Here is an 18,224-nt window from a genome sequence, read left to right as displayed (position 1 = left end):
GGCGGCCGTGCGGCGTGGCCGTGACCAGGGCGCCCCCGGTGGCCGCTCAGGACGGCACGGCCGGGCACCTGGTGCCGCGTGGTGGCACGGTCAGGTGGGTCAGGTAGGCGTCGACGGCGTGCTCCATGCAGGGGCCGCTGGTGACGCTGCCGTGGCCCTGGCCCTCGTAGGTCAGGAGCGCGCCGCTGCGGCCGAGTTGCCGGGCGACCGAGACCGCCCAGGGGTAGCCGGTGGCTGGGTCGTGGAGTGCGTTGGACACCAGGATGGGCGGGGCGCCGCGGACCGCCAGGCGGTGCTGCGGGTTGGCGGTCGGCGCACCCAGGCACGCCACTGCCATCTGGACCGGCAGCAGCAAGGGCAGGTCGGGTGCGGCCCTGTTCATCGTGCCGACGAGCGAGGCGTACTCCTGGTAGTCGTGCACCGGCAGCCGCCAGTCCGCGCAGAACACGGGGGCCGTCGGCGGAAGCGGCGACACCGAGGTGGGCGAGGCGGGGAGCGGGCTGCTCGACGCCATCTCGGCGATGGTCTGTGCCAGGCCTGCGTAGTCGACGACGTAGAACTTCCTGAACGCGATTCTGTTGACCAGATCCGCTGACGAAAGAGGAGTTCCCGGCTTCGAAGGGTTCTCCAACTCGCCGCGCTGCGCACGAGTCAGGAGCCCCTGCCAGACCGTGCGGACGTCGCGACCGTGCAACGCGCAGGTCGATTGGCCGGCGCACCATCGCACGAACTCGTCGAAGGAGTCCTGTGCCGCGGTCGCCGCGGACCGCAGGAACTCACGGGTACTGGCAACGCTGTGGTCCATCACGCTCTCCAGCACCATGGCGCGGACCCGGTGCGGATAGGTCTCGGCGTACTGTGCCCCGAGCAGTGTGCCGTACGAGCTGCCGTGAAAGGTCAGTTCGGTCTCGCCGAGGGCGGCTCGCAGGGCGTCCAGATCCTGGATCGTCTGAGCGGTGTCAAGGTGATCGAAGACCGGGCCGGTGCGTGCCCGGCAGTCGGCACGGAGCCGTTTGTTGTAGGCCAGGGTGGCGTCGAAGTCCGCTTGACTGCCCATCTTCGGTGACGGCCGCTGGGCGAGCAGATCGCCGGAGCAGGTCACCGGGTTGCTGCGGCCCACGCCGCGCGGATCGAAGCTGACGATGTCGAACCTGCGGCGGGTCTCGGAGCTGAACCGGCTGATGCCGCCGACCACCCGCTCCACGCCGGAGTCGCCGGGACCCCCGGGACCGAACACCATCGAGCCGACGCGCGCACCCGGGTCGGTGGCCTGGCGGCGGGCCACGGCCAGGCCGAACGTGGCCCCGCCCGGGTGGGCCCAGTCGATCGGCACCGTGAGGGTGGCGCACTCGGCGCCCGGGTGGTCCGGGGCGTCGCACGGAGCCCACTGCAGAGCGTTGGTGGTCACCGGCGCCGCGTTCGCGACGGGTGCGGCGGCGAGACCGGCGACGGCGGCGATGGCGGTTCCCGCGACCATGGCCGTGCTCCGCAGAGCGGTGCGCCGTAACGCGGGCCATCCTCTGAACGGCATGAATCGTCCTCCTGACAAGACTGGGTGTGAGAGGCACGCTCAAGAAGCGTGCAGACCTGGCCGGGACTCTTGAACACGCTAGGCGCACTGACGCTCGCCCGATGCCGTTGTCAGGGGCCGTTCCGGGGAGAGTCAGGGAAGAACCAGGGGCGCTGTTGGGGCCGCCGGACAGCGGACCCTACGGAATGCGTGGATGACGCGCTTCCCGCAGCGCAGCGTCACGTGGCCGAGGCTCGTTCCGTGTGAGTGTGCGAAGTGAAGCTTGACTGGTCGGTGCGGTCACCGGGTGGAGCCTCAAGCGCTCACGGAGCCGCAGCACCATGACGGTGTGGCACCGCGAATCGACGCGGAGCCGGCCGTGTCAGCGATCGACGTCACTTGCATCGACAGTTGGGGGAGCCTTCACGAGGTCATGCTGGTGGGTGGGGTGGCGCGTCGAGATCTTGTTTGTCGATCATGGTTTGTGAGGTGTGGTGGGGGTGTCTGCTCCTGCGGCGCCAGTCCGGTCAGGGCCCCGCGAAACTCTCGCCGCTGGGCCAGGCCGTGTGACGGGTCGGCACGCGACTGCGACTGCGGCCGCGCGAGCGCCGGGGTCCTCTGCCCGTGCCGGCGAACGTCACACCGCCGGACCCCCTGCTGTGGCGCGGACCGCCCCGCGCGTACAGCCTGGCATAGCCGGGGTTTCCTCCCCGTACCGAGCCGACCGAGCGGAACCTCATGCCTGTCACTCTGACCGATCACGCGGTGCCCCACGTCTCCACTGTCCCGGCGAACGTGGGCGAACACGTCGAGCTCTTCGTACGGGAGCGCGACGGCACGTCCCTGGGACACCTCGAAGAGCGCCAGGCCGTCCTCATGCTGCACGGCCGGAGCGTTCCGGTCCTGGCGGGCTTCGACCTCCAGTACAAGAGCTACAGCTGGGCCGAGGCCCTGGCCAAGGCCGGGTACGACGTCTTCATGATGGACCTCCAAGGGCACGGGCTGTCGCCGCGGCCCAAGATGGACGACCCGTACAACACCAGCCTCGCCGAGCAGAAGCTGCTGATCCCGCGGCCGCCGGGCCACATCCCGGGCACCGCGAGCTACGCGTTCCAACTGAACAACTCCAACAGCGACCAGGACGAGCTGAACACCGTCGTGGAGTACATCCGCCGCGAGTGCAAGGTGAAGAAGGTGGCCTTCATCGGCTGGTCCGCGGCCGCGTTCTCGATGGGACCGTATGCGGTCAAGCACCCGGACAAGGTGTCGAGCCTGTTCCTGCTGGCGCCGATCTTCCCGCCCAAGGCGACCGCGAACCCGCCGGCCACCCTGCCGGTGCCCGGCCTCCCGATGTTCCTGGGGACGAGGCCGGGTCTGGAGACGGGCTGGAACGCCGAGCTGGGCTGCCTGGACCAGCGGGAACCCGGCATGGTGGAAGTGGCATGGGCCGCGATGATGGAGAGTGACCCGGTGGGCAGGAAGTGGGGACCGCCGGAAGGAATCAACCGGATCAGGAACTTCGTACGGTGGGGCTGGAACGAGACCACTGCGGCGCAGGGCGGCGTCCTCGGCGGCAGCGTGCCGGTCCTCATGGTGTACGGGGAGCAAGACAGGCAAGTGAACACGTCGCCGCCCAGCTCGAATCAGGAACTCAACTTCTCGGTCCCCGCGCTCTACAACGCCGTCGCGGGCTCCCACAAGCTGATGGTGAAGCTGGCCTGTGCCGGGCATTCGGTGCCGTGGGAGATGCAGCACAAGAACGTGCACAACCTCTCGAAGCACTGGCTCAAGCAACTGAAGGTCGACGGCAAGACGCAGGGCGTCTTCGACATGAACACCAACGGCGACATCAGTCCGGCTCCGTAGAACGGCTGAGCCCTCCGCGAACGGCCGGGGTGGTTCCTGGGGCCCAGGTCAGCACCGGCCTGCCGATATGCCGTGGTCCGCTTCCATAGGACGCCGAAGGCGAACGCGAATCCTCCGGCGTCCCGCACGACCAGCTCGACGTCAGGGGTTCTGTGTGAGGACGAAGTCCAGCGCGGCGCTCACGTTGACGAGTCCGGGACCGGTGGCCGTGTCAGGTCCGACCTTGGCCTTGTTACCGAACCGTGGGTGACTGGTGCCGGTGGTGACGTCGGTGGCGGTCCTGGCGAGCGCCTCGCCCACCTGGGCGGGAGTCAGCGCCGGCCGGGCTTCGAGGAGTACAGCCACCGCTCCCGCGATCTGCGGTGCTGCGGCCGACGTGCCCGAGAACATCGCCCAGCCGTCCCTCGAACTGGTGGCGTCGCCCGGGTCGCCGGTCGGGTTGCCCGCGCCGGGCAGACTCTCGTCGATGTCGATCGCACAGCCGGGTGGCACCGGCAGCATCAGGTACTGGGCTCGGGGCAGCAAGCCGACCAGGCCGCAAACCGTCGGCACACGGACGCCGTCGATCCAGGGGCTGACGTATGCGCTCGCGTAGTTCGACGCGCGAAGTCGGCCGTCCTGTGCCGCGAACACCCCACCCGCGGCGATCACGCCGGGCACCTGCGGTTCGATGGTGAACTGGCCGTTGCCGGCGGAGAAGACGACGACGATGCCCTGCTCCACGGCGTCCAGGATTTCCAGTGCGAAGATCACGTCGGCCTGGCTGGGCGGTCCGATCGGGGGGAAGTCCCCGTCCCCGCCCCATGAGTTGGTGAGGACTTGCGGCTGGTCCGCCTTGGCGCGCAGGAATCCCGCGGTGGCGGCCGTGAGGTCGCCCCCTCGGTCGCTGGCGCGGTAGGGCAGCAGCCGCGCCCCGGGAGCCACGGCGAAGATGTTCGCTGATTCACCGGTGCCGTGCCCGATCGGGTCCTCCGCCGGGCTGGTGCCGGGGACAAGCGCGACGGTCGGGGCGACGTCGTAGCCGTGGGCGCTGAAGAAGGCGTGTTCGGCCTGTCCCGTGTCCACCATGGCGACGTGCACACCGCGGCCATCATGCCCCGCCTCGTGTGCCGGGATCGCATTGAGCAGCCTGGCCACGTCGTCCGGGAGCGTGAGGTGGAACGCGGCGACCTCCGGCGGTTTGGAGGCGGCCGGGAGGAGACGCATGGGCGTACGCGGGCGTTCCAGCGCGACCGCCTCGATGGCGTCGGTACCCGGTGCGGCGCCGACGCCGAGGGCGTCAGGCTGCCGGGCGCCGATGATGTCGAGGTGCGTGACGGAACGCTCCCGGTTCATGGACCCGAGCTGTTCCACCTCGTAGCTGGCGATCCGCCCGCTGGTGAGCTGTTCGTACGCGGCTGCCGTACCGGCGACGGTGAAGCCCAGCCGGCTCTCGGCGGTCACGGTCAGCCCTGCTGTCCGTGCGTACTCCTTGGCGCGCTCCCGGGCGTCGCCCTCGGCGCGGAACGGCCTGGCCGAGTCGAAGGCGGTCGCCTGGGTCATCGGCACCCCGCCCTGTGAGCGGGCTGAGACATAGCCGTATACGGTCGCCGGAACGTCCTGCCTGTACTGGGGTGTTGTGGGGCTTGTCATCGGTCCTCCAGAAGTGGAGGCCCGGACACACGCGGCACGGCAGCCGGTCACGAATTCCGGTCGCGGGCTCCGGGCGTGGGAATCGGCAGCACGGTGACGGACCTTGCGGTGTTCGAGAGCGTCGCTGGAACCGGCAGCGTCTGGGGACGTGAGCGGTTCTCGAGTCGCGCGACGCCGAACGCTTCGGCGAACTTCCCGCTCGATCCAGTGATGAGTGCCCCGGCGGACATGGGCACCACGTCGATGTCGTGACGGGCGCACCACGGGACCAGGTCGTGCACCGAGGCTTCGGCTTGTAGTTCGACCAAAGCCTCGACGAACTCCCTGTCGGACGAGCCACCTTGCTTGGATGTCACTAGTTTCTCCTAGTGATTCAATTGTTACCCTAATCTTCGCATTTGTTGCATAGCTCTGCAAAAGATGCTACTCGGGGTAGTAGACCCGCGAGGCGCTCATGGAACTCGGTCCGACGGGAGACAGGCGCGAGCCGCGCCGCGGTTCTCCGCCCGCGCCACCCGCCCTCGGGGAGGGGGTGCTCTCATGCGTGGTGATGACTCCCGCGTTCTCGCCAAGTCGTCGCATGGAGAGGTATCACCCCGGGCTCAGGTTCCGGCGTGCCCGTGCGGTGCTCGCCTGTGTCCGTGGTCGAGGTTCTGCTTCGCGGGGATGGGGGCGTCCGTCATCTGTCGAAACGCGTAACTGATGGGTTACACTTCCGAGTATGGATGATGTGGCGCATGCGATTGCCGATCCTGTGCGCAGGGACATCCTTCTCATGCTGCGCAGTGGTGCGCTCACGGTGGGGGAGATCGCGGGGCGGTTCACGGTGAGCCGCCCGGCGGTCAGCCGCCATTTGCGGGTGTTGCGGGAGTGCGGTCTGGTCCACGACGAGTTGGTGGGCAGGCACCGGGTGTACGAACTCAGCCCGGAGCCTCTCGCGGGGCTCGCGGAGTGGATCGCGATGATCCGCGGGCCGTCCGGCTGGGATCAGCGGCTGGACGCGCTGGAGACGGAGGTGCACCGCACCCGGCGTGAGCGTGCGGTGCGCCGTACGGCATCGGACAACGAATCTAGAGAGGACACCGCGTGAATCCAGTGTCGAGTGCCCGGCTTGTGTCCACTGCCCAGGGCAGTGACCTGATCCTCACCCGGGTCTTCCGGGCGTCCATCGATGATGTGTGGGCGAGTGTCACCGAACCGGAGCGTACGGCCCGCTGGTTCGGCCCGTGGGAGGGCGACGCGGGGCCGGGCCGCACGATCCGGGTCCGGATGTCGTTCGAGGAGGGAGCGCCGTGGACCGATGCGCGCATTGACGCGTGTGAGGCGCCGAGTCGTCTTGCCGTCTCCATGTCCGACGAAGCGGGGGAGTGGCGTATGGAGCTGCAGCTGTCCGAATCGTCCGGGACGACGGAGCTGCGGCTGATTCACCACCTGATGACCACGGGGGGCGTCGGCGAGGTCGGGCCGGGTTGGGAGTACTACCTCGACATGCTCGTCGCCGCTCGCAGCGGCGCCAAGTCCCCGAGTTTCGACGACTACTACCCCGCGCAGCGGGCCTACTTCCAGGCGCTGGCCGCCGGTTGACGTACGACGGCGATCCATGGCGGGCCGGGTGCCGGGGTGCGTGGGCGGATCTCTCGCACCGGCGCACCCGGCCCGGAACCACGGGCGTCCTCAGCCTGCCGTCTCGGCGTGTCGTCGGTGACGACGCTGTCGGCCACACTCCGACTGTCGGCCCGCTGCGCGGCGACGCTCCTGCGGGCACTGCTCGTAGTGACCAACACCGAATTCGCACGCTGACAGACGCCCTCTGCACCGTACAAGCACCCGCGGCCGGCACGAGTGCACAACCACCGGCTCACGACAGCCCAAATGGTCTGCACGCGCGAAGCCGGAAGAGCCTCACCCGTCAGTCGTGGGGTCACATCCGCTCTACGTAGGCGGCTCGCCATTCTGGAGCGGGCTCCGATCCGAGCTCCGTCCAGTACTCACGGCCTCGGACGATTCTCCCCTCGTTGACCGTCCAGAACGCTGCCACCCGGAAGATCCCCAGCGTCTCGTGCGGCACCTCCACCTCAGAGACCACCTCATCCCCGTCCACCAGGATGCGCAGCACCTTGATCGTCCATCCCTGCGGATACTCCGCATTGACGCGCACGTAGTTCTCACGCCCCACGATGCGCTCACCGCTGATCGGCCACTCCACCACCACATCGCCGGCCAACAACTCGCCGACCCCCGTCCAGTCCCGAGCCTGTATGCGGTTCCACAACGCCTCAGCGGTCTTCAGAGAGTCCATGCCTGCATCCTGTCAGCTCTCGGCTGGCGGGGGAGTCTGAGATCCTTCTCCTCATGAGCACACCACCAGAGGGACTGCCCGTCTACCGCGTCCTGACCGGCCCTGACGGCGCCGCGTTCTGTCACCGTGTCAGCGAAGTGCTCGGCCTTGGCTACCAACTGCACGAAGGCCCCGCCCTCACCTTCGACGGCGAGAACGTCATCATCGCCCAAGCGGTGATCTGGCCGGCACAGCCCTAGCCACCCGCCACGCCGGCAAGACACAAAGGGGAGCGGCCGTCCTCAGCTGTTCTTCCGTCACTGCAGAGCGGCGAGCTCGCAGGTAGGTACTTCTCCTGCGAGGTTGCCAGGTGGTTCGGTGACGAGAGCGTGGTCCGGTGGAAGGTACGGGCACGCGTCGATGCCGTCGGGCAACGGCATCGACGCGTGGGCCGGAGCGGAACGCGCGTGGACAGGCCTCCAGGTACGTGATCCGCTCGACCGCCCCGTGCAGCCGATGAGCTTTCCCGGGGCGCCCCCAGCCGGCCGGACCGATCAGCGCAGCCCGGCGAAGAGATCCTTCTCGGGTACGGCCGAGCCGGTGGCGTCCCTGACACGAAGGAAGGTCTCCATCCCCATCAACTCGCCGAACCTCTCCTTGCCCATCTTGAGGAAGAAGATGTTCTCGCCCTGACTGGCGTGCGCGGCCAGCGCATCGAACTTCTGACCGCTGAACGCGGTGGTGTCCACCCACGTGGTGATTTCATCGTCAGGGAGTCCGATCTCGGCCATCGCGGCGGCCTCTGCGGGATCCGGCTCCGGCATGTCCTCATGGAACTCGCGCATGATCTCGCCGAACCGCTGCATCATCGAGCGGGGCATCGTCGTCCAGTACACCTTCGGTGTCAGCGCGGTCATCTCGAGCGCCGCCATCGTGATGCGGTGGGCCTGAATGTGGTCGGGGTGGCCGTAGAAGCCGTTCTCGTCGTAGGTGACGACCACGTCAGGCTGGTAGTGCCGCATGAGTTCCGCAAGTCGGGCCGCGCCCTCCTCCACGGGAGTCCGCCAGAAGGATCCGGGGGCGTCGTTGGTGGGCCAGCCCATCATCCCGGAGTCGGCATAGTCCAGCATCTCCAGATCGCTGACCTTCAGGGCATCACAGCTAGCCTCGAGTTCTTGACGGCGCATCAAGGCGACCGCCGCCGGATCGTGCCCGGGATCGCCCGGCTTGGCACCCCCCGGCCCGTCACCGCAACCGCCGTCGGTACAGGTCACGAGAACCGTCCGGATACCCTCCGCCGCGTACCGCGCGAGGACCCCTCCGGTTCCGGTCGCCTCGTCGTCGGGGTGCGCGTGTACTGCCATGAGCGTCAAAGGCCGGTCAGTCATGAAACAGTCCTCCTGCAGAAATACATCGTGATCCAAATGCGCGGCGGGCATACCGCAACTCTGGGACCCGGATCCGGTCGGGGCGGACGACCCAGCGGTCTCCGTGTTCCCCGTCCCTGCGGCGCCGCTCCCACGATCGATGTAACCGCACCGGCCCCACGAGCTGTTCCCGATGCGACCGTTTGAACCCCTCGACGTCGGTGTTTCAAACGCAACGAGGCACGGGCGACCTGGACGTCGAAGCATCACATCAGATCTGCTGCAAACCGGCACCGACTGTGAGATTTCGGCAGAATCTCGACCCAACCCACTCAGGTGCAGGGTCTCGCGTTCCAGTGCCCGCATGAGGCTACGGCCTCCAGATTCCTCCGCCTCACGTCGTGGCTACGTTCGTTGGCTTGTTGAAGGTCTCCGAGCCGCCCTGAACGGGGAGGACAGCACCATTTGCGACCAGGTGGTCAGGGGTGCCGGTTCGTCGGTGAAGACGGTGCGGGCGGCGGGGTGGAGGAACGGGTGGCGGGCGAGGCCGCGTTGCTCGGCGGGCCAGTCGTCGAGTTCTGCGCGGCGCAGGCCCGGGGTACGGCGGGTGCCGGGGCCCGGGGTGAATCCGGCGGACTCGGTACTGGCCTGGCTACCCCGGGCGCGCAGGTGGCGGACTGGTGGGTCGTCGAGAGCAGGCGGTGTCGGTGACATGGTTCGGCTTGCTCGCCCACCCGGGGGCGACGGCCTGGAACCTGGAGTCCAGCCCGGCCAACCTCCATGTCTCAGCCGCGTGCGGCTGGAGCGACCGGTACCGAGCATTTCGCTGAGGACCTGCAAGTCCTCGCATGGGCCGGCGATATCGTCTCCGACGCGGGAGAGCCGCTGTCCCGGGCCTTCGAGCCTGTCTCGCCGCATATCACCGAGCTGAATTGAGGAAACCATATGCCGAGTTACGACGTGAGTGCGCGGTCGAGCGCCGCGCCCTCGACGATCCAGCGGCTGTTAGTGGACATACCGACCTGGACGCGATGGCAGCCTTTTGAATCGGTCGAAGCGATCTCTCCGTCGTCTGAGCGACAGGGACCGGCAGGAACCGGCACCGTTTGGGCGCTGCGGAAGGGGAGGATCCGGACCGACATCGAGATCGTGGACGTCGTCCCGGACCGGGGTATGAGTTACGCCGCGCTCCAGCTCGTGGGTATGCGTGAGTACCGGGCAGACATCTCCCTCACACCCCTGCCGGATGAGGGAACCGACATCCGGTGGCGGGCCACCTTCACGCCCAGGCATCCCATTCTGAATCGGCTATGGGAGTGGTACCTCGACCGAAGCATGCGTGACGTCGTGGGCGCTCTGGCTCGGTACGCCGAGCGTTAGTCTCGCGTATCGGAAATGTGGTCAGCCAAGTTGCCGGGCGTTCTGGAATTTCGTGCGGGGGATTCGTCCGGACGTCGGGCTTGGGGCCGCTGTTCCGAGCGGTGTTCCCGATTCGGGTGTCCTTCTCCAGGTCCTGGACGGTTCTTGTGGACGCCTCGCCGTTCCCGCTGCGTGGCATTCTTCGGTTTCGATTCCACCCGGCATCCCCGTTGGCTCACCTGCGCCTGAGTCCACCGCGACTTTCGGCACATCCGCCCACAAGCGGTCCGGCCGGCCCCGCGCCGAAACCTACCGGGCCCAGGGCAGCCGCCGGGTCAAAGAACGGCCGGGCCACCCCCACCACGACGTGCACGCACCCCGCGGAGCGTCTGCAGGAGAGCACTCGGCCCTACGATCGCGGCGCGCAGGTTCATGATCAGGTTGGACGGAGGTGCTCCTCCTGCGGCGCTAGCCCGTGGCCGGCGGCGTCAGGAGCTGCACGACGGCAGCGTTCCCCGCCGTGCGCTGGAGATGTGCCAGACGGGCGAGCATGGCGCTCTCAGGTGCGGTTCGCGCGATCCTGCGGTTTGCGGGCGCCTGGGCAGGGCTTTCCTCGGCTTCCCCGTGGAACGCCTCTGCTGCCTCGCGCGGCGGCTTGTCAGACATCTGCCACCTCCCTTTCGATACGTGAGAGCGAACTGAGCTTTCCTGCTCGGGTGTTGCCCTGTCCGGCGCGTTGCGCTGACGGTACGGGGAGGCGCGCCCCGGGACATCATCCCGGTGCAGGCGGCCCTCATGTTCCGGAACGGTGGTGTGCCCTCGGGCCGAGGGGCGGTGCGATCGTGCCCCAAGGTGTGCACCTATGGGCATGCCCTGTGCGTTGTGGCGGTGATAACTGTGTAGGGACACAGCGCCGTTGGCAATAGCAGGAGGTCCCGTGCACGCTTTCGATCACGACCGTTCCGGTGCGGTGGATCAAGCGCGGGGCAGATCTTCCACCCGGCCCGGTGCGACACCGCTGACGGGGGCGTGGGTCCGGCATCTGCAACGTTTCGCCTCGGGCTCAGTCGGCCCGCAGGAGAGCGACCCCGGCCTGCAACATGCCCAGGTCCAGCGGGCCGCCGTCGAACGGGCACTCGCGTCTCCGGGTAAACCGATGGAAAGCGGTCTGCGGAGTGAACTGGAGGGCCGCTTCGGGGGAGCGGACTTCAGCGGGGTGGTCGTTCACGACGACGCTGTGGCACGGGAGGCGGCGGCGGTACTGGATGCCAAGGCGTTCGTGAGTGGTCGCCACATCGTCGACGGCGGCGACATGAACACGCACACCTGGGCCCACGAACTGGCTCACTGGGAGGAACAACAGCAGGGCTCTGTACCGGGCAAGGACAACGGCGCGGGTGTGCAGATCTCACACCCGAGTGACGACGGTGAACGCCGCGCGGATGCGAAAGCCGATCAGGTCATGAGCGGGTCGCCTCCGGTGCAGCGAGCCTCCACTGCCGGGGCGATGGAGCGGGAGCGGCAACCGGTGCATGGCGCACAGGACGGCTGTGCTGATGGAGACCACCACGGGAATGGTCCAGCAGTACAGAGATACAAAGTCATTCGCCCTGGAGAAGCTAATTACCCCAAGAAGGAGCCGGACTCGGACGGGTTCTTTGTTTCCCAGGACACCAACGAAAGCGGGAGTTGGTTCGACGAGCGCTCCAAGGAAGCGCCTCCCAAACCTCACCTGGTGTACGCGGGGGCGGTCCCACTTGCCGTGTCGGACTCCTTCGAGCTAGCGGCACCGTACGCCGGCGGAGGGGTCGAACCGAAGAGCTTTTTCGCATCCGATTCGCAAATAGGCGAGTCCAATCAACGACTCAAGGGGCACATCACCCTCTCGAAGACCGGCAGGTCCCTGGTATTTGAAGGCTCTGGCGACAGAAGGACTCTCTGGGAGGTAGAGCCGGAGGTCAAGGAAGAGAAGAACGCACGGAAGCCCAAGGGGCTGGAAGTCGGCACGCCGCAGCGCTGCAACGAAATGGTTGAATTCGTCACAGGACGAAGCGGCATGAAGTATCAGATCGACAAGCCGTACTGGACGACGGTTGAGAAATTCCTGCATCGCATGGAGGGGAAGAAGAAGTGGCTCGGCCGATTCGATAAAGCCGTGGGATCAGGCGACATCGAGGAATTCAATCAAGTGACCTTCAAGATGAGCGACAGGTTCCAGAAGTTGGTCAGAGATAATCCCAAAAAGGCGGAGAGCGTCCTCGCGGAGCTGGAAGCCAATGAGCATGCCGCTATCCCCAGGGTGAACGACGCAATGGTCGTTACGGCAACGCCGAACGAAGAGCAGAACAAGATCCGGCAGGATGCCCAAAAGGCGGGCAGGGGCGGCGAATTCATGGACTATCATTTCGGCGGCGTTGTCGCTGTCAGTGGCGGCGACTATATCACCATGGAGAATTACGCCCGGGAACAGCACGAAGACAGTATGGACACCAAAAGCAAGAACGACCCTCTCTGGTACTTCAGGATGTACGGTCAGCAGTCGCAACAAACCTGGCATGAGCTCTGGGCCGGTTCCAACACAAGTCTGCTCGGTGCCAAGCTCACCATCACTTTGCGCGGCTGAGGAGACGTCACCGCTCCTCTGGAGCGGTGCCCGCCGCCAGGCTTTTGGGACAGTTGCGTGATGTCCGGTTCGTGATCATCTGCGGCCGCACAGCGCGAGCGGGCGTCTCGGGGTCCGGGAGTTGGTGTGGACCGCAGCGGCGGTGTTGGGGTGCCGGCCGTGCGTAGGGTGCCGATGCAGGCGCGGTCGGCCAGACCGGCACCCCTTGCTCTTCGCGGACCTTGCTTCCTCATCGGAGACGTCGGCCACGGCCGCTCTCGCGGCAAGCCCACCTGGGTTCACCCGCCAACGCGGTACCGCGATCCTCATTGCGACGGCAGGCCGCTTGTCCTCCTGCGGAGGCGGCACGTGAGGGCAGGGACGATGGCGGTGAGGTCCCGGTGAACCCGTCCCAGAGGCTGATCAGGTCCAGGAATCGGTTGCACCTCCTCGTTTCCTCGCGACGGGTGGGCTGAGCGGCATATCGGCGTTCCGGTCCCGGGACGAAGCGTCATGCGGTGCGCCAAGCTTCCAGTGCTGCGCGATGGTGCGCAGGTCGGCTTCGTGGCCGCGGACCGCCTGAGCGAGTTCGTACAGTGCGTCTTCCGTGGCCTGGAGTGGCCGAGCGGCCGGAGACGAGCATGTACTGGCTGTTGCAGGCCCAGCCGATGACGAGGCTGTAGTCGGTGGAGGGGCGCAGCAGCAGTGCGGTGTGCAGGAAGGTCGCGGCCCGTGACGAGGGTTCCTCGTAGGACAAGCTGCCGCGTTCCCGCTCGAACCTGTGCCGGTCGGCCATGAACCCGAGCACGCCCCAGTCCGCGATCCGTACGTTCAGCGGGGAGATCGCGGACTGGAATTGACCAGATTGGTTCCCCTGTCTCCCACCTGCCTCTTTCGGCGCGCGCCGAAAGACATTGCGGCTCGCGATATCGGTGACCAGCCTTGGAGACGGTCCGGTGACACCTGTAGGACCTTGACCTCCGAAAGGAAGACTGACGTGATCTTAAGAGGCAACAGGGAGATCGCCCGGGGTGCAGCTCGGCGCGGGTGGCGGCGCGCGCTGCTCGGCGTCACCCTCGCGTTCGGCCTGGCGGCGCTGACGCCGCTCCAGGCCCAGGCGGCCCCCATGCAGAGCGCGACATACGGCACGTTGCCCAACGAGGGCCTGTACCCGGAGCAGACCTCCTGCTCGGGAAGTTACTACCAGCCCAACGTGCCCGGCGGGGCGACGAAGACGGCGGTCTACGCGGGGCGGACCATCACCCTCAAGTACTTCTACAGCCCCAACTGCGGCTCGTTCGCCCGGATAGAGAACGCGCCCCAGGGCTGTGCTGCGCACAGTAACCGCGACGGTTCCACGATCGTGTGGGTGCTCGAGACGGTCGACCCCGGAATCGACTACGCCTACTCCAAGGTGATCAACAACCTCAACGGCCGTCTGAGCAAGGCCGTGCTGTTCTGCAACAACCAGCGACTGGCCGAGACCGCCTGGTACTAGACCGTGTCCGCCGTGTCAGGGTAGCCAGAGCCGTAGGCAGCCGATGGTGACCTGGCTCGGTGGCGGCGGGCGCGTTCATGCCGTGACGACTGTGGGACGGGTGCGAGGGCGGCCTGGCCCGCACCGCTGGATGCGGATGCGGGCCGGCGCCGCTTCGGGCCCCGGCCGCGTGCTGGTGGGCCGTACCGTTGTGGAGTCCACGCACGCGAGGGTCCAGTCGACGGCGCCGACGGCATCGCAATGCTGTTGGACACGAGCCGGCAGACGGTCCCAGGTGCAGTCGGCCGACCAGCGCCTGAAGCGTTCGTGGGCTGTGTTCCACGGCCCGTACCGCTCCGGCAGAACGGGCCAGGCGGCCCGATAAACAGTTTCCACAAGACCCCGTTGACCAGCTGACGAAGATCCCGGACCGGGCGGCTCATCCGCGGCGTAGCCGGCAGCGGCTCGATCACCGCCCACGACTCATCAAGCGGAGCCACACCCGGCGGAGTTCACGGACCATGGGTTCCTCGGACATGACAGTTCCTGCCAGGCGCGGCCGGGAGCGGGGCGGCGGAACGATGCGGGAAGGGCCCGTCGGTGAACCGACGGGCCCTCGTACGGCATCAAGCTGAAGAAGACGACCCTTTACGGATGACCGGGCGGTAGCGGACCACAGCAGGCGACGGTCTCCGCCTGTTCGGCGCCCGCAGGCGGTGCCACCGCGAACACTGCCGCCACTACGACGAACACACCGAACACTGCCTTGCGCATCACGTCCTCTTCTCTGTGTGCCGGTCCGGAGCCGGTCAGGTCAGGTGAGCCAGCTGCCCGCCGCGCAGCCGGAGGCGTTGACCCACCGGTGGGACCTGATGCGGTCGTTCACGACCGTCCCCGTGCCGTAGAAGTAGTTGTCCGTGAGGTTGTCGGCCCACTTCTCCCCCGGGGCGAGGCAGACGTAGCCCTTCTCGTACGCGTAGTCCTTCTCGGCGTAGAAGGCGACGACGTCCTTGCCTCCGATGAAGCCGCTGTTCATCACTGAGGACGCGATGGTGTGGTCCAGGCCCCTGAATGCACCTTCGCCATCGCTCCAGGAGCGATCGTCTCCCGTTGTCTCGCCCATGAACCCCTCGTCACAGCCGTAGTGCTGCCAAGCCCTCACGTAGCCGTCACGGCCCGGCCACTTCTCCTGACAGCGGTAGTCCTGTGGCGCCGCCGTGGCAGACGTGGCCGGTGCGATGAGTCCGAGGGATGCCAGGGCGATGACGACGGCGGCTGTGGCTGGTCTGCGCATGACGTACTCCTTGATGTCCGCCTCCGGGGAGGCATGCGGTTCCACGGACGGGCCGTGGAGGGGATGGGCGGTGGAGGGGATGGGCCGTCAGGTTCGAGGGCCGACTATCTTCTTGGCGCGGTCGAGCGCCTGGCCCTGGAGCCGGGCGTACGTGTCGAGGGCTTCGCCGTAGCGGTCGCGCAGTTGGGCGATGTAGTGGCTCTCCCGCTCTTCACCGATGGAGCGGAGGTCGGCGTCCCGGGCGCAGGTGGCGTCGGCCACGGCGAGCTTCCGCTCGGCCGCGAAGACCTTGGGTTCAGCCACCCGTCCGGACCGCGCGACCGCCGCCTGACGGGCGTCACCCGGGTCGCTGAAGGCGTAACCCGCCCGCTTCATGCACCGCGACCAGGCGGTCTGCGCCGCCACGAACCGCCGGTCGGCCAGCACCCGGGGAACGTAGAGCGACCGCAGATGCCCGGCGATCTTCTCCGCACGGAACCATTCCCGGGGATCCCCGTACAGCTGCTTCTCGGCCTCGGCCACGCAGCCGCCCATCTGCCTGCTCAACGTGCCGCCACCGGGGATCTCGACGGAGGTCTCCGGCGCGTCGATGCCCTCGTCCAGCGCCTCGTCGTAGGCATCGCGCCGCTGCTCGGACAGGCCCTTGCGGTAGGCGAGGTTGGGGTTGGAGGCCCGGGCGGCGGAATCCCTGGCATCGATGCGGCTGCCGTACCCGTACGTGCGGGCCCAGGCGACATCGTCCAGCACATAGCCGAGCGTGCGGCTCTCCGCCAGGCTGAGCCGCTCGACCTCCCAGAACTCGAAGCCCTGGCGTCTCATGCACGCACCCATCAGCACTTGCTGTGCGTCCGAGATCCGCAACTGCTCGGCATCCGTCAGCTGCCGGAACTCTCCGGTCGACGGAGGTCCCATTGTCGTCGGGGTGTGCTGGGCGCTGCCACAGCCGGTGACGACGGCCGACACAAGAAGCAGGCTGATCACGGCCTTGCGCATGACGTCCTCTCGCGTTGGGTGTGAACGAGGAGCGGGCCGGGGTGAGACGCAGGGGCGGCGGCGGTAGAGGCTGACCAGGAAGTGGGGAGGACGAGTGCGAAGCGGTTCGCCGCGCGGCAGCCCTCGTGGTCGAGCGGCGGACAGGGCCGGCAGCTCCCGGCGGGCCGGCATCCGATGCGACCGGGCTCATGCCGACAGCGTGGTTGATCCATGAGTGAACGCGCCAAGACTTTCAGCGCTCTTCGAAAGTGGCACGTCGCGACCATGCGCCGACACATCGGACGCACTAAACGCCCAGACCGGACGTCAGGGCATCGGCCAGCCACCCGTCCCGAGCGGGCGGGTTCCAGGAATCGGGGGAACACCGTGCTGCGCATCCACTTCACCACCGAGGACATGGGCAACACACGCCTGGCCACCGAGCCGGACGTACTGTGGGAGGTGCTGCTGAGCCTGCACGCGTTACAGAAGCGGCCCGGCACCAAGGAATTCGGCCTCTGGCGCGACACGGCCCGCGGCAGACTCCTCGGGAGTACGGCAGACCTGTCACGCATGCTGTGCGAACTGGCGCCGCCCGTCGGCTACTCGGCGGACTTCCTCACCCCCACGGTGGGCACCTCCGGCCTGGATGAAGCCATCGACATCCTGCTCGCCACCCCACGGACCCGACTGCGCGCGGACCTCGGCGACCTGGCTCCCCGGCGCGCGCCATCCGTGTGGCTGGGAGCACTGGCCGACGGCGATCTCTCCGTTCTCCGGACCCTGGGAGAGGCCGTCCGGCGCTATCACCGGATCACGCTGGCACCCTACTGGCGCCCCATACACGCCCAGGTCGAGGCCGACCGGGCCACCCGCCTGCACGACCTGTCCACGGGAGGCGTCGCGCGGCTGCTCACCCAACTGCACCCGCAGACCCGCTGGCGGCCGCCCATACTGGAACTCCCCTACCCCGTGGACCAGGACCTCTTCCTCAACGGCAGCGGGCTGGTGCTCCTGCCGTCGTTCTTCTGCTTCGGCATTCCCATCACGCTCAAGAGCCCCGGCACAACTCCCGTGCTGGTGTATCCCGTCGTGCGTAGTCCGGGCTGGGCGGCGGGCAGCACCGCCCGGGACAGACGGGTGCCCCGCACTCTGACAGCGCTGCTGGGCCGTACCCGAGCGACGGTCATGCATCTACTCGTTCACGCCTGCACCACCGGTGAGTTGGCCCGTCGCGCGGACATTTCCCCGGCATCGGCCAGCCAGCATGCCACCGTGCTGCGCCAGGCCGGACTGATCTCCACCAGCAGGCACGGAAACACCGTGCGGCACTCGCTCTCCCCACTTGGCGCGGAACTCCTCAACGCCCACCGCGCACCTGCGCCGGTCCGCGCACAACCGATGTATCGCACAGCGGGCACACAGCCGGAAGCCGCTCGACGGACCGGGGCACACCCACCTCGACGGGCTGAAACGGAACAGCGGCAGGAAGGCCCCAGCCGCTAGCTTGATCTTCAACCTTGGGCTTCGAAGTGCTCGTGGCGGTGAAGGGAGAAGAGCACTGGCAGGGCCCGGGCAGCGCGCCGGCCGCGCGTGCGCAACTGCGCACTCAGGCCCATGCTCTGAGCAGGGATGCGCAGTGGTGAACCGGCGGTTTGCGCACCTGACCGAGCGGGAGGAACAGATCCTGCGCTGCAGCCGGCAGACGATCGCGGACCGCGGGGAAGGCCCCACTCTGACGGAGATCGGCACGATGGTCGGGCTGCGCAGCAAGGGCACGGGCCGCCTACCACCTGCGCAACCTGGAAAAGCGCGGTGCACTGGTCCGTGACGGGTACGGCTGCGCACGGTTCCCCCGGCGGAGGGA

Annotated in this window: 16 protein-coding genes and 2 pseudogenes; 8 read left to right on the top strand and 10 right to left on the bottom strand. The window is 67.6% G+C overall.

Annotation, left to right across the window (positions count from 1 at the left end; all coding sequences use genetic code 11):
- Nucleotides 1–46: 46 nt before the first annotated feature.
- Nucleotides 47–1,531 carry an alpha/beta hydrolase gene (locus O1Q96_RS26390; RefSeq protein WP_269250505.1) on the bottom strand — a complete coding sequence of 495 codons (1,485 nt, stop codon included), beginning with the start codon at nucleotides 1,529–1,531 and terminating at the stop codon, nucleotides 47–49.
- 717 nt (nucleotides 1,532–2,248) lie between these two features.
- Here O1Q96_RS26390 and O1Q96_RS26385 point away from each other — a divergent pair.
- Entirely contained in the window at nucleotides 2,249–3,376 is a 1,128-nt protein-coding gene (locus O1Q96_RS26385) for an alpha/beta fold hydrolase (RefSeq protein WP_269250504.1), read from the top strand.
- A gap of 141 nt (nucleotides 3,377–3,517) precedes the next feature.
- Here the strand turns inward: O1Q96_RS26385 and O1Q96_RS26380 are convergent, their stop codons facing one another.
- The 3 genes and pseudogenes from O1Q96_RS26380 to O1Q96_RS26370 form a co-directional block, all read right to left on the bottom strand.
- Nucleotides 3,518–4,918 (bottom strand): S8 family serine peptidase, encoded by a 1,401-nt coding sequence (locus O1Q96_RS26380; protein WP_269250503.1) that lies wholly within the window; start codon nucleotides 4,916–4,918, stop codon nucleotides 3,518–3,520.
- A gap of 137 nt (nucleotides 4,919–5,055) precedes the next feature.
- Complete coding sequence (locus O1Q96_RS26375; protein ID WP_269250502.1) at nucleotides 5,056–5,364, bottom strand: Rossmann-fold NAD(P)-binding domain-containing protein; 309 nt, start codon at nucleotides 5,362–5,364, stop codon at nucleotides 5,056–5,058.
- Between the two features lie 29 nt (nucleotides 5,365–5,393).
- Nucleotides 5,394–5,519 (bottom strand): annotated as a pseudogene (locus O1Q96_RS26370) (hypothetical protein); the annotation flags it as partial.
- A gap of 210 nt (nucleotides 5,520–5,729) precedes the next feature.
- Here O1Q96_RS26370 and O1Q96_RS26365 point away from each other — a divergent pair.
- Both O1Q96_RS26365 and O1Q96_RS26360 read left to right on the top strand, forming a co-directional pair.
- Nucleotides 5,730–6,098, top strand: a complete 369-nt coding sequence (locus O1Q96_RS26365) for an ArsR/SmtB family transcription factor (protein ID WP_269250501.1) — start codon at nucleotides 5,730–5,732, stop codon at nucleotides 6,096–6,098.
- On the top strand, nucleotides 6,095–6,592 hold the full coding sequence (locus O1Q96_RS26360) for an SRPBCC family protein (protein WP_269250500.1): 498 nt from the start codon (nucleotides 6,095–6,097) through the stop codon (nucleotides 6,590–6,592). The genes O1Q96_RS26365 and O1Q96_RS26360 overlap by 4 nt, the downstream gene beginning before the upstream one ends.
- A gap of 337 nt (nucleotides 6,593–6,929) precedes the next feature.
- Here O1Q96_RS26360 and O1Q96_RS26355 read toward each other — a convergent pair whose 3' ends face one another.
- Entirely contained in the window at nucleotides 6,930–7,307 is a 378-nt protein-coding gene (locus tag O1Q96_RS26355; RefSeq protein WP_269250499.1) for a nuclear transport factor 2 family protein, read from the bottom strand.
- 53 nt (nucleotides 7,308–7,360) lie between these two features.
- Here O1Q96_RS26355 and O1Q96_RS26350 point away from each other — a divergent pair, with 53 nt between their 5' ends.
- Nucleotides 7,361–7,546: a DUF1737 domain-containing protein gene (locus O1Q96_RS26350; RefSeq protein ID WP_269250498.1), complete on the top strand. Its 186-nt coding sequence runs from the start codon at nucleotides 7,361–7,363 to the stop codon at nucleotides 7,544–7,546.
- 294 nt (nucleotides 7,547–7,840) lie between these two features.
- On the opposite strand, the gene O1Q96_RS26345 is transcribed toward O1Q96_RS26350, so the two are convergent.
- Entirely contained in the window at nucleotides 7,841–8,674 is an 834-nt protein-coding gene (locus O1Q96_RS26345; RefSeq protein ID WP_269253727.1) for a PIG-L family deacetylase, read from the bottom strand.
- A 924-nt stretch (nucleotides 8,675–9,598) separates the two neighbouring features.
- Here O1Q96_RS26345 and O1Q96_RS26335 point away from each other — a divergent pair.
- Nucleotides 9,599–10,033, top strand: a complete 435-nt coding sequence (locus tag O1Q96_RS26335) for an SRPBCC family protein (RefSeq protein WP_269250497.1) — start codon at nucleotides 9,599–9,601, stop codon at nucleotides 10,031–10,033.
- A 447-nt stretch (nucleotides 10,034–10,480) separates the two neighbouring features.
- Here the strand turns inward: O1Q96_RS26335 and O1Q96_RS26330 are convergent, their stop codons facing one another.
- A complete protein-coding gene (locus O1Q96_RS26330) occupies nucleotides 10,481–10,678 on the bottom strand; it encodes a hypothetical protein (protein ID WP_269250496.1) in 198 nt (65 codons plus the stop codon).
- Nucleotides 10,679–10,949: 271 nt separating this feature from the next.
- Here O1Q96_RS26330 and O1Q96_RS26325 point away from each other — a divergent pair, with 271 nt between their 5' ends.
- Nucleotides 10,950–12,635, top strand: coding sequence for an eCIS core domain-containing protein (locus O1Q96_RS26325; RefSeq protein WP_269250495.1), 1,686 nt, complete (start codon nucleotides 10,950–10,952; stop codon nucleotides 12,633–12,635).
- A gap of 976 nt (nucleotides 12,636–13,611) precedes the next feature.
- Nucleotides 13,612–14,112: a hypothetical protein gene (locus O1Q96_RS26320; protein WP_269250494.1), complete on the top strand. Its 501-nt coding sequence runs from the start codon at nucleotides 13,612–13,614 to the stop codon at nucleotides 14,110–14,112.
- A gap of 78 nt (nucleotides 14,113–14,190) precedes the next feature.
- On the opposite strand, the pseudogene O1Q96_RS26315 reads toward O1Q96_RS26320, so the two are convergent.
- The 3 genes and pseudogenes from O1Q96_RS26315 to O1Q96_RS26305 form a co-directional block, all read right to left on the bottom strand.
- Nucleotides 14,191–14,591, bottom strand: a pseudogene (locus O1Q96_RS26315) (transposase); the annotation flags it as partial.
- A 314-nt stretch (nucleotides 14,592–14,905) separates the two neighbouring features.
- Entirely contained in the window at nucleotides 14,906–15,385 is a 480-nt protein-coding gene (locus O1Q96_RS26310) for a hypothetical protein (protein WP_269250493.1), read from the bottom strand.
- An 87-nt stretch (nucleotides 15,386–15,472) separates the two neighbouring features.
- Nucleotides 15,473–16,378, bottom strand: coding sequence for a hypothetical protein (locus tag O1Q96_RS26305; RefSeq protein WP_269250492.1), 906 nt, complete (start codon nucleotides 16,376–16,378; stop codon nucleotides 15,473–15,475).
- Between the two features lie 366 nt (nucleotides 16,379–16,744).
- On the opposite strand from O1Q96_RS26305, the gene O1Q96_RS26300 reads away from it, so the two are divergent.
- Entirely contained in the window at nucleotides 16,745–17,863 is a 1,119-nt protein-coding gene (locus O1Q96_RS26300; protein WP_269250491.1) for an ArsR/SmtB family transcription factor, read from the top strand.
- Nucleotides 17,864–18,224 lie beyond the last annotated feature (361 nt).

The sequence above is a fragment of the Streptomyces aurantiacus genome (assembly GCF_027107535.1).
Taxonomy (GTDB): Bacteria; Actinomycetota; Actinomycetes; order Streptomycetales; family Streptomycetaceae; genus Streptomyces.
Note: the sequence above shows the minus strand (reverse complement) of the source record. Positions and strands in the feature narration are given on the sequence as shown.

Coding starts and splice junctions, on each gene's coding strand:
- O1Q96_RS26390 (WP_269250505.1), bottom strand. CDS start 1,531: ATGCCGTTCAGAGGATGGCCCGCGTTACGGCGCACCGCTCTGCGGAGC.
- O1Q96_RS26380 (WP_269250503.1), bottom strand. CDS start 4,918: ATGACCCAGGCGACCGCCTTCGACTCGGCCAGGCCGTTCCGCGCCGAG.
- O1Q96_RS26345 (WP_269253727.1), bottom strand. CDS start 8,674: ATGACTGACCGGCCTTTGACGCTCATGGCAGTACACGCGCACCCCGAC.
- O1Q96_RS26365 (WP_269250501.1), top strand. CDS start 5,730: ATGGATGATGTGGCGCATGCGATTGCCGATCCTGTGCGCAGGGACATC.
- O1Q96_RS26310 (WP_269250493.1), bottom strand. CDS start 15,385: ATGCGCAGACCAGCCACAGCCGCCGTCGTCATCGCCCTGGCATCCCTC.
- O1Q96_RS26355 (WP_269250499.1), bottom strand. CDS start 7,307: ATGGACTCTCTGAAGACCGCTGAGGCGTTGTGGAACCGCATACAGGCT.
- O1Q96_RS26385 (WP_269250504.1), top strand. CDS start 2,249: ATGCCTGTCACTCTGACCGATCACGCGGTGCCCCACGTCTCCACTGTC.
- O1Q96_RS26330 (WP_269250496.1), bottom strand. CDS start 10,678: ATGTCTGACAAGCCGCCGCGCGAGGCAGCAGAGGCGTTCCACGGGGAA.
- O1Q96_RS26350 (WP_269250498.1), top strand. CDS start 7,361: ATGAGCACACCACCAGAGGGACTGCCCGTCTACCGCGTCCTGACCGGC.
- O1Q96_RS26305 (WP_269250492.1), bottom strand. CDS start 16,378: ATGCGCAAGGCCGTGATCAGCCTGCTTCTTGTGTCGGCCGTCGTCACC.
- O1Q96_RS26335 (WP_269250497.1), top strand. CDS start 9,599: ATGCCGAGTTACGACGTGAGTGCGCGGTCGAGCGCCGCGCCCTCGACG.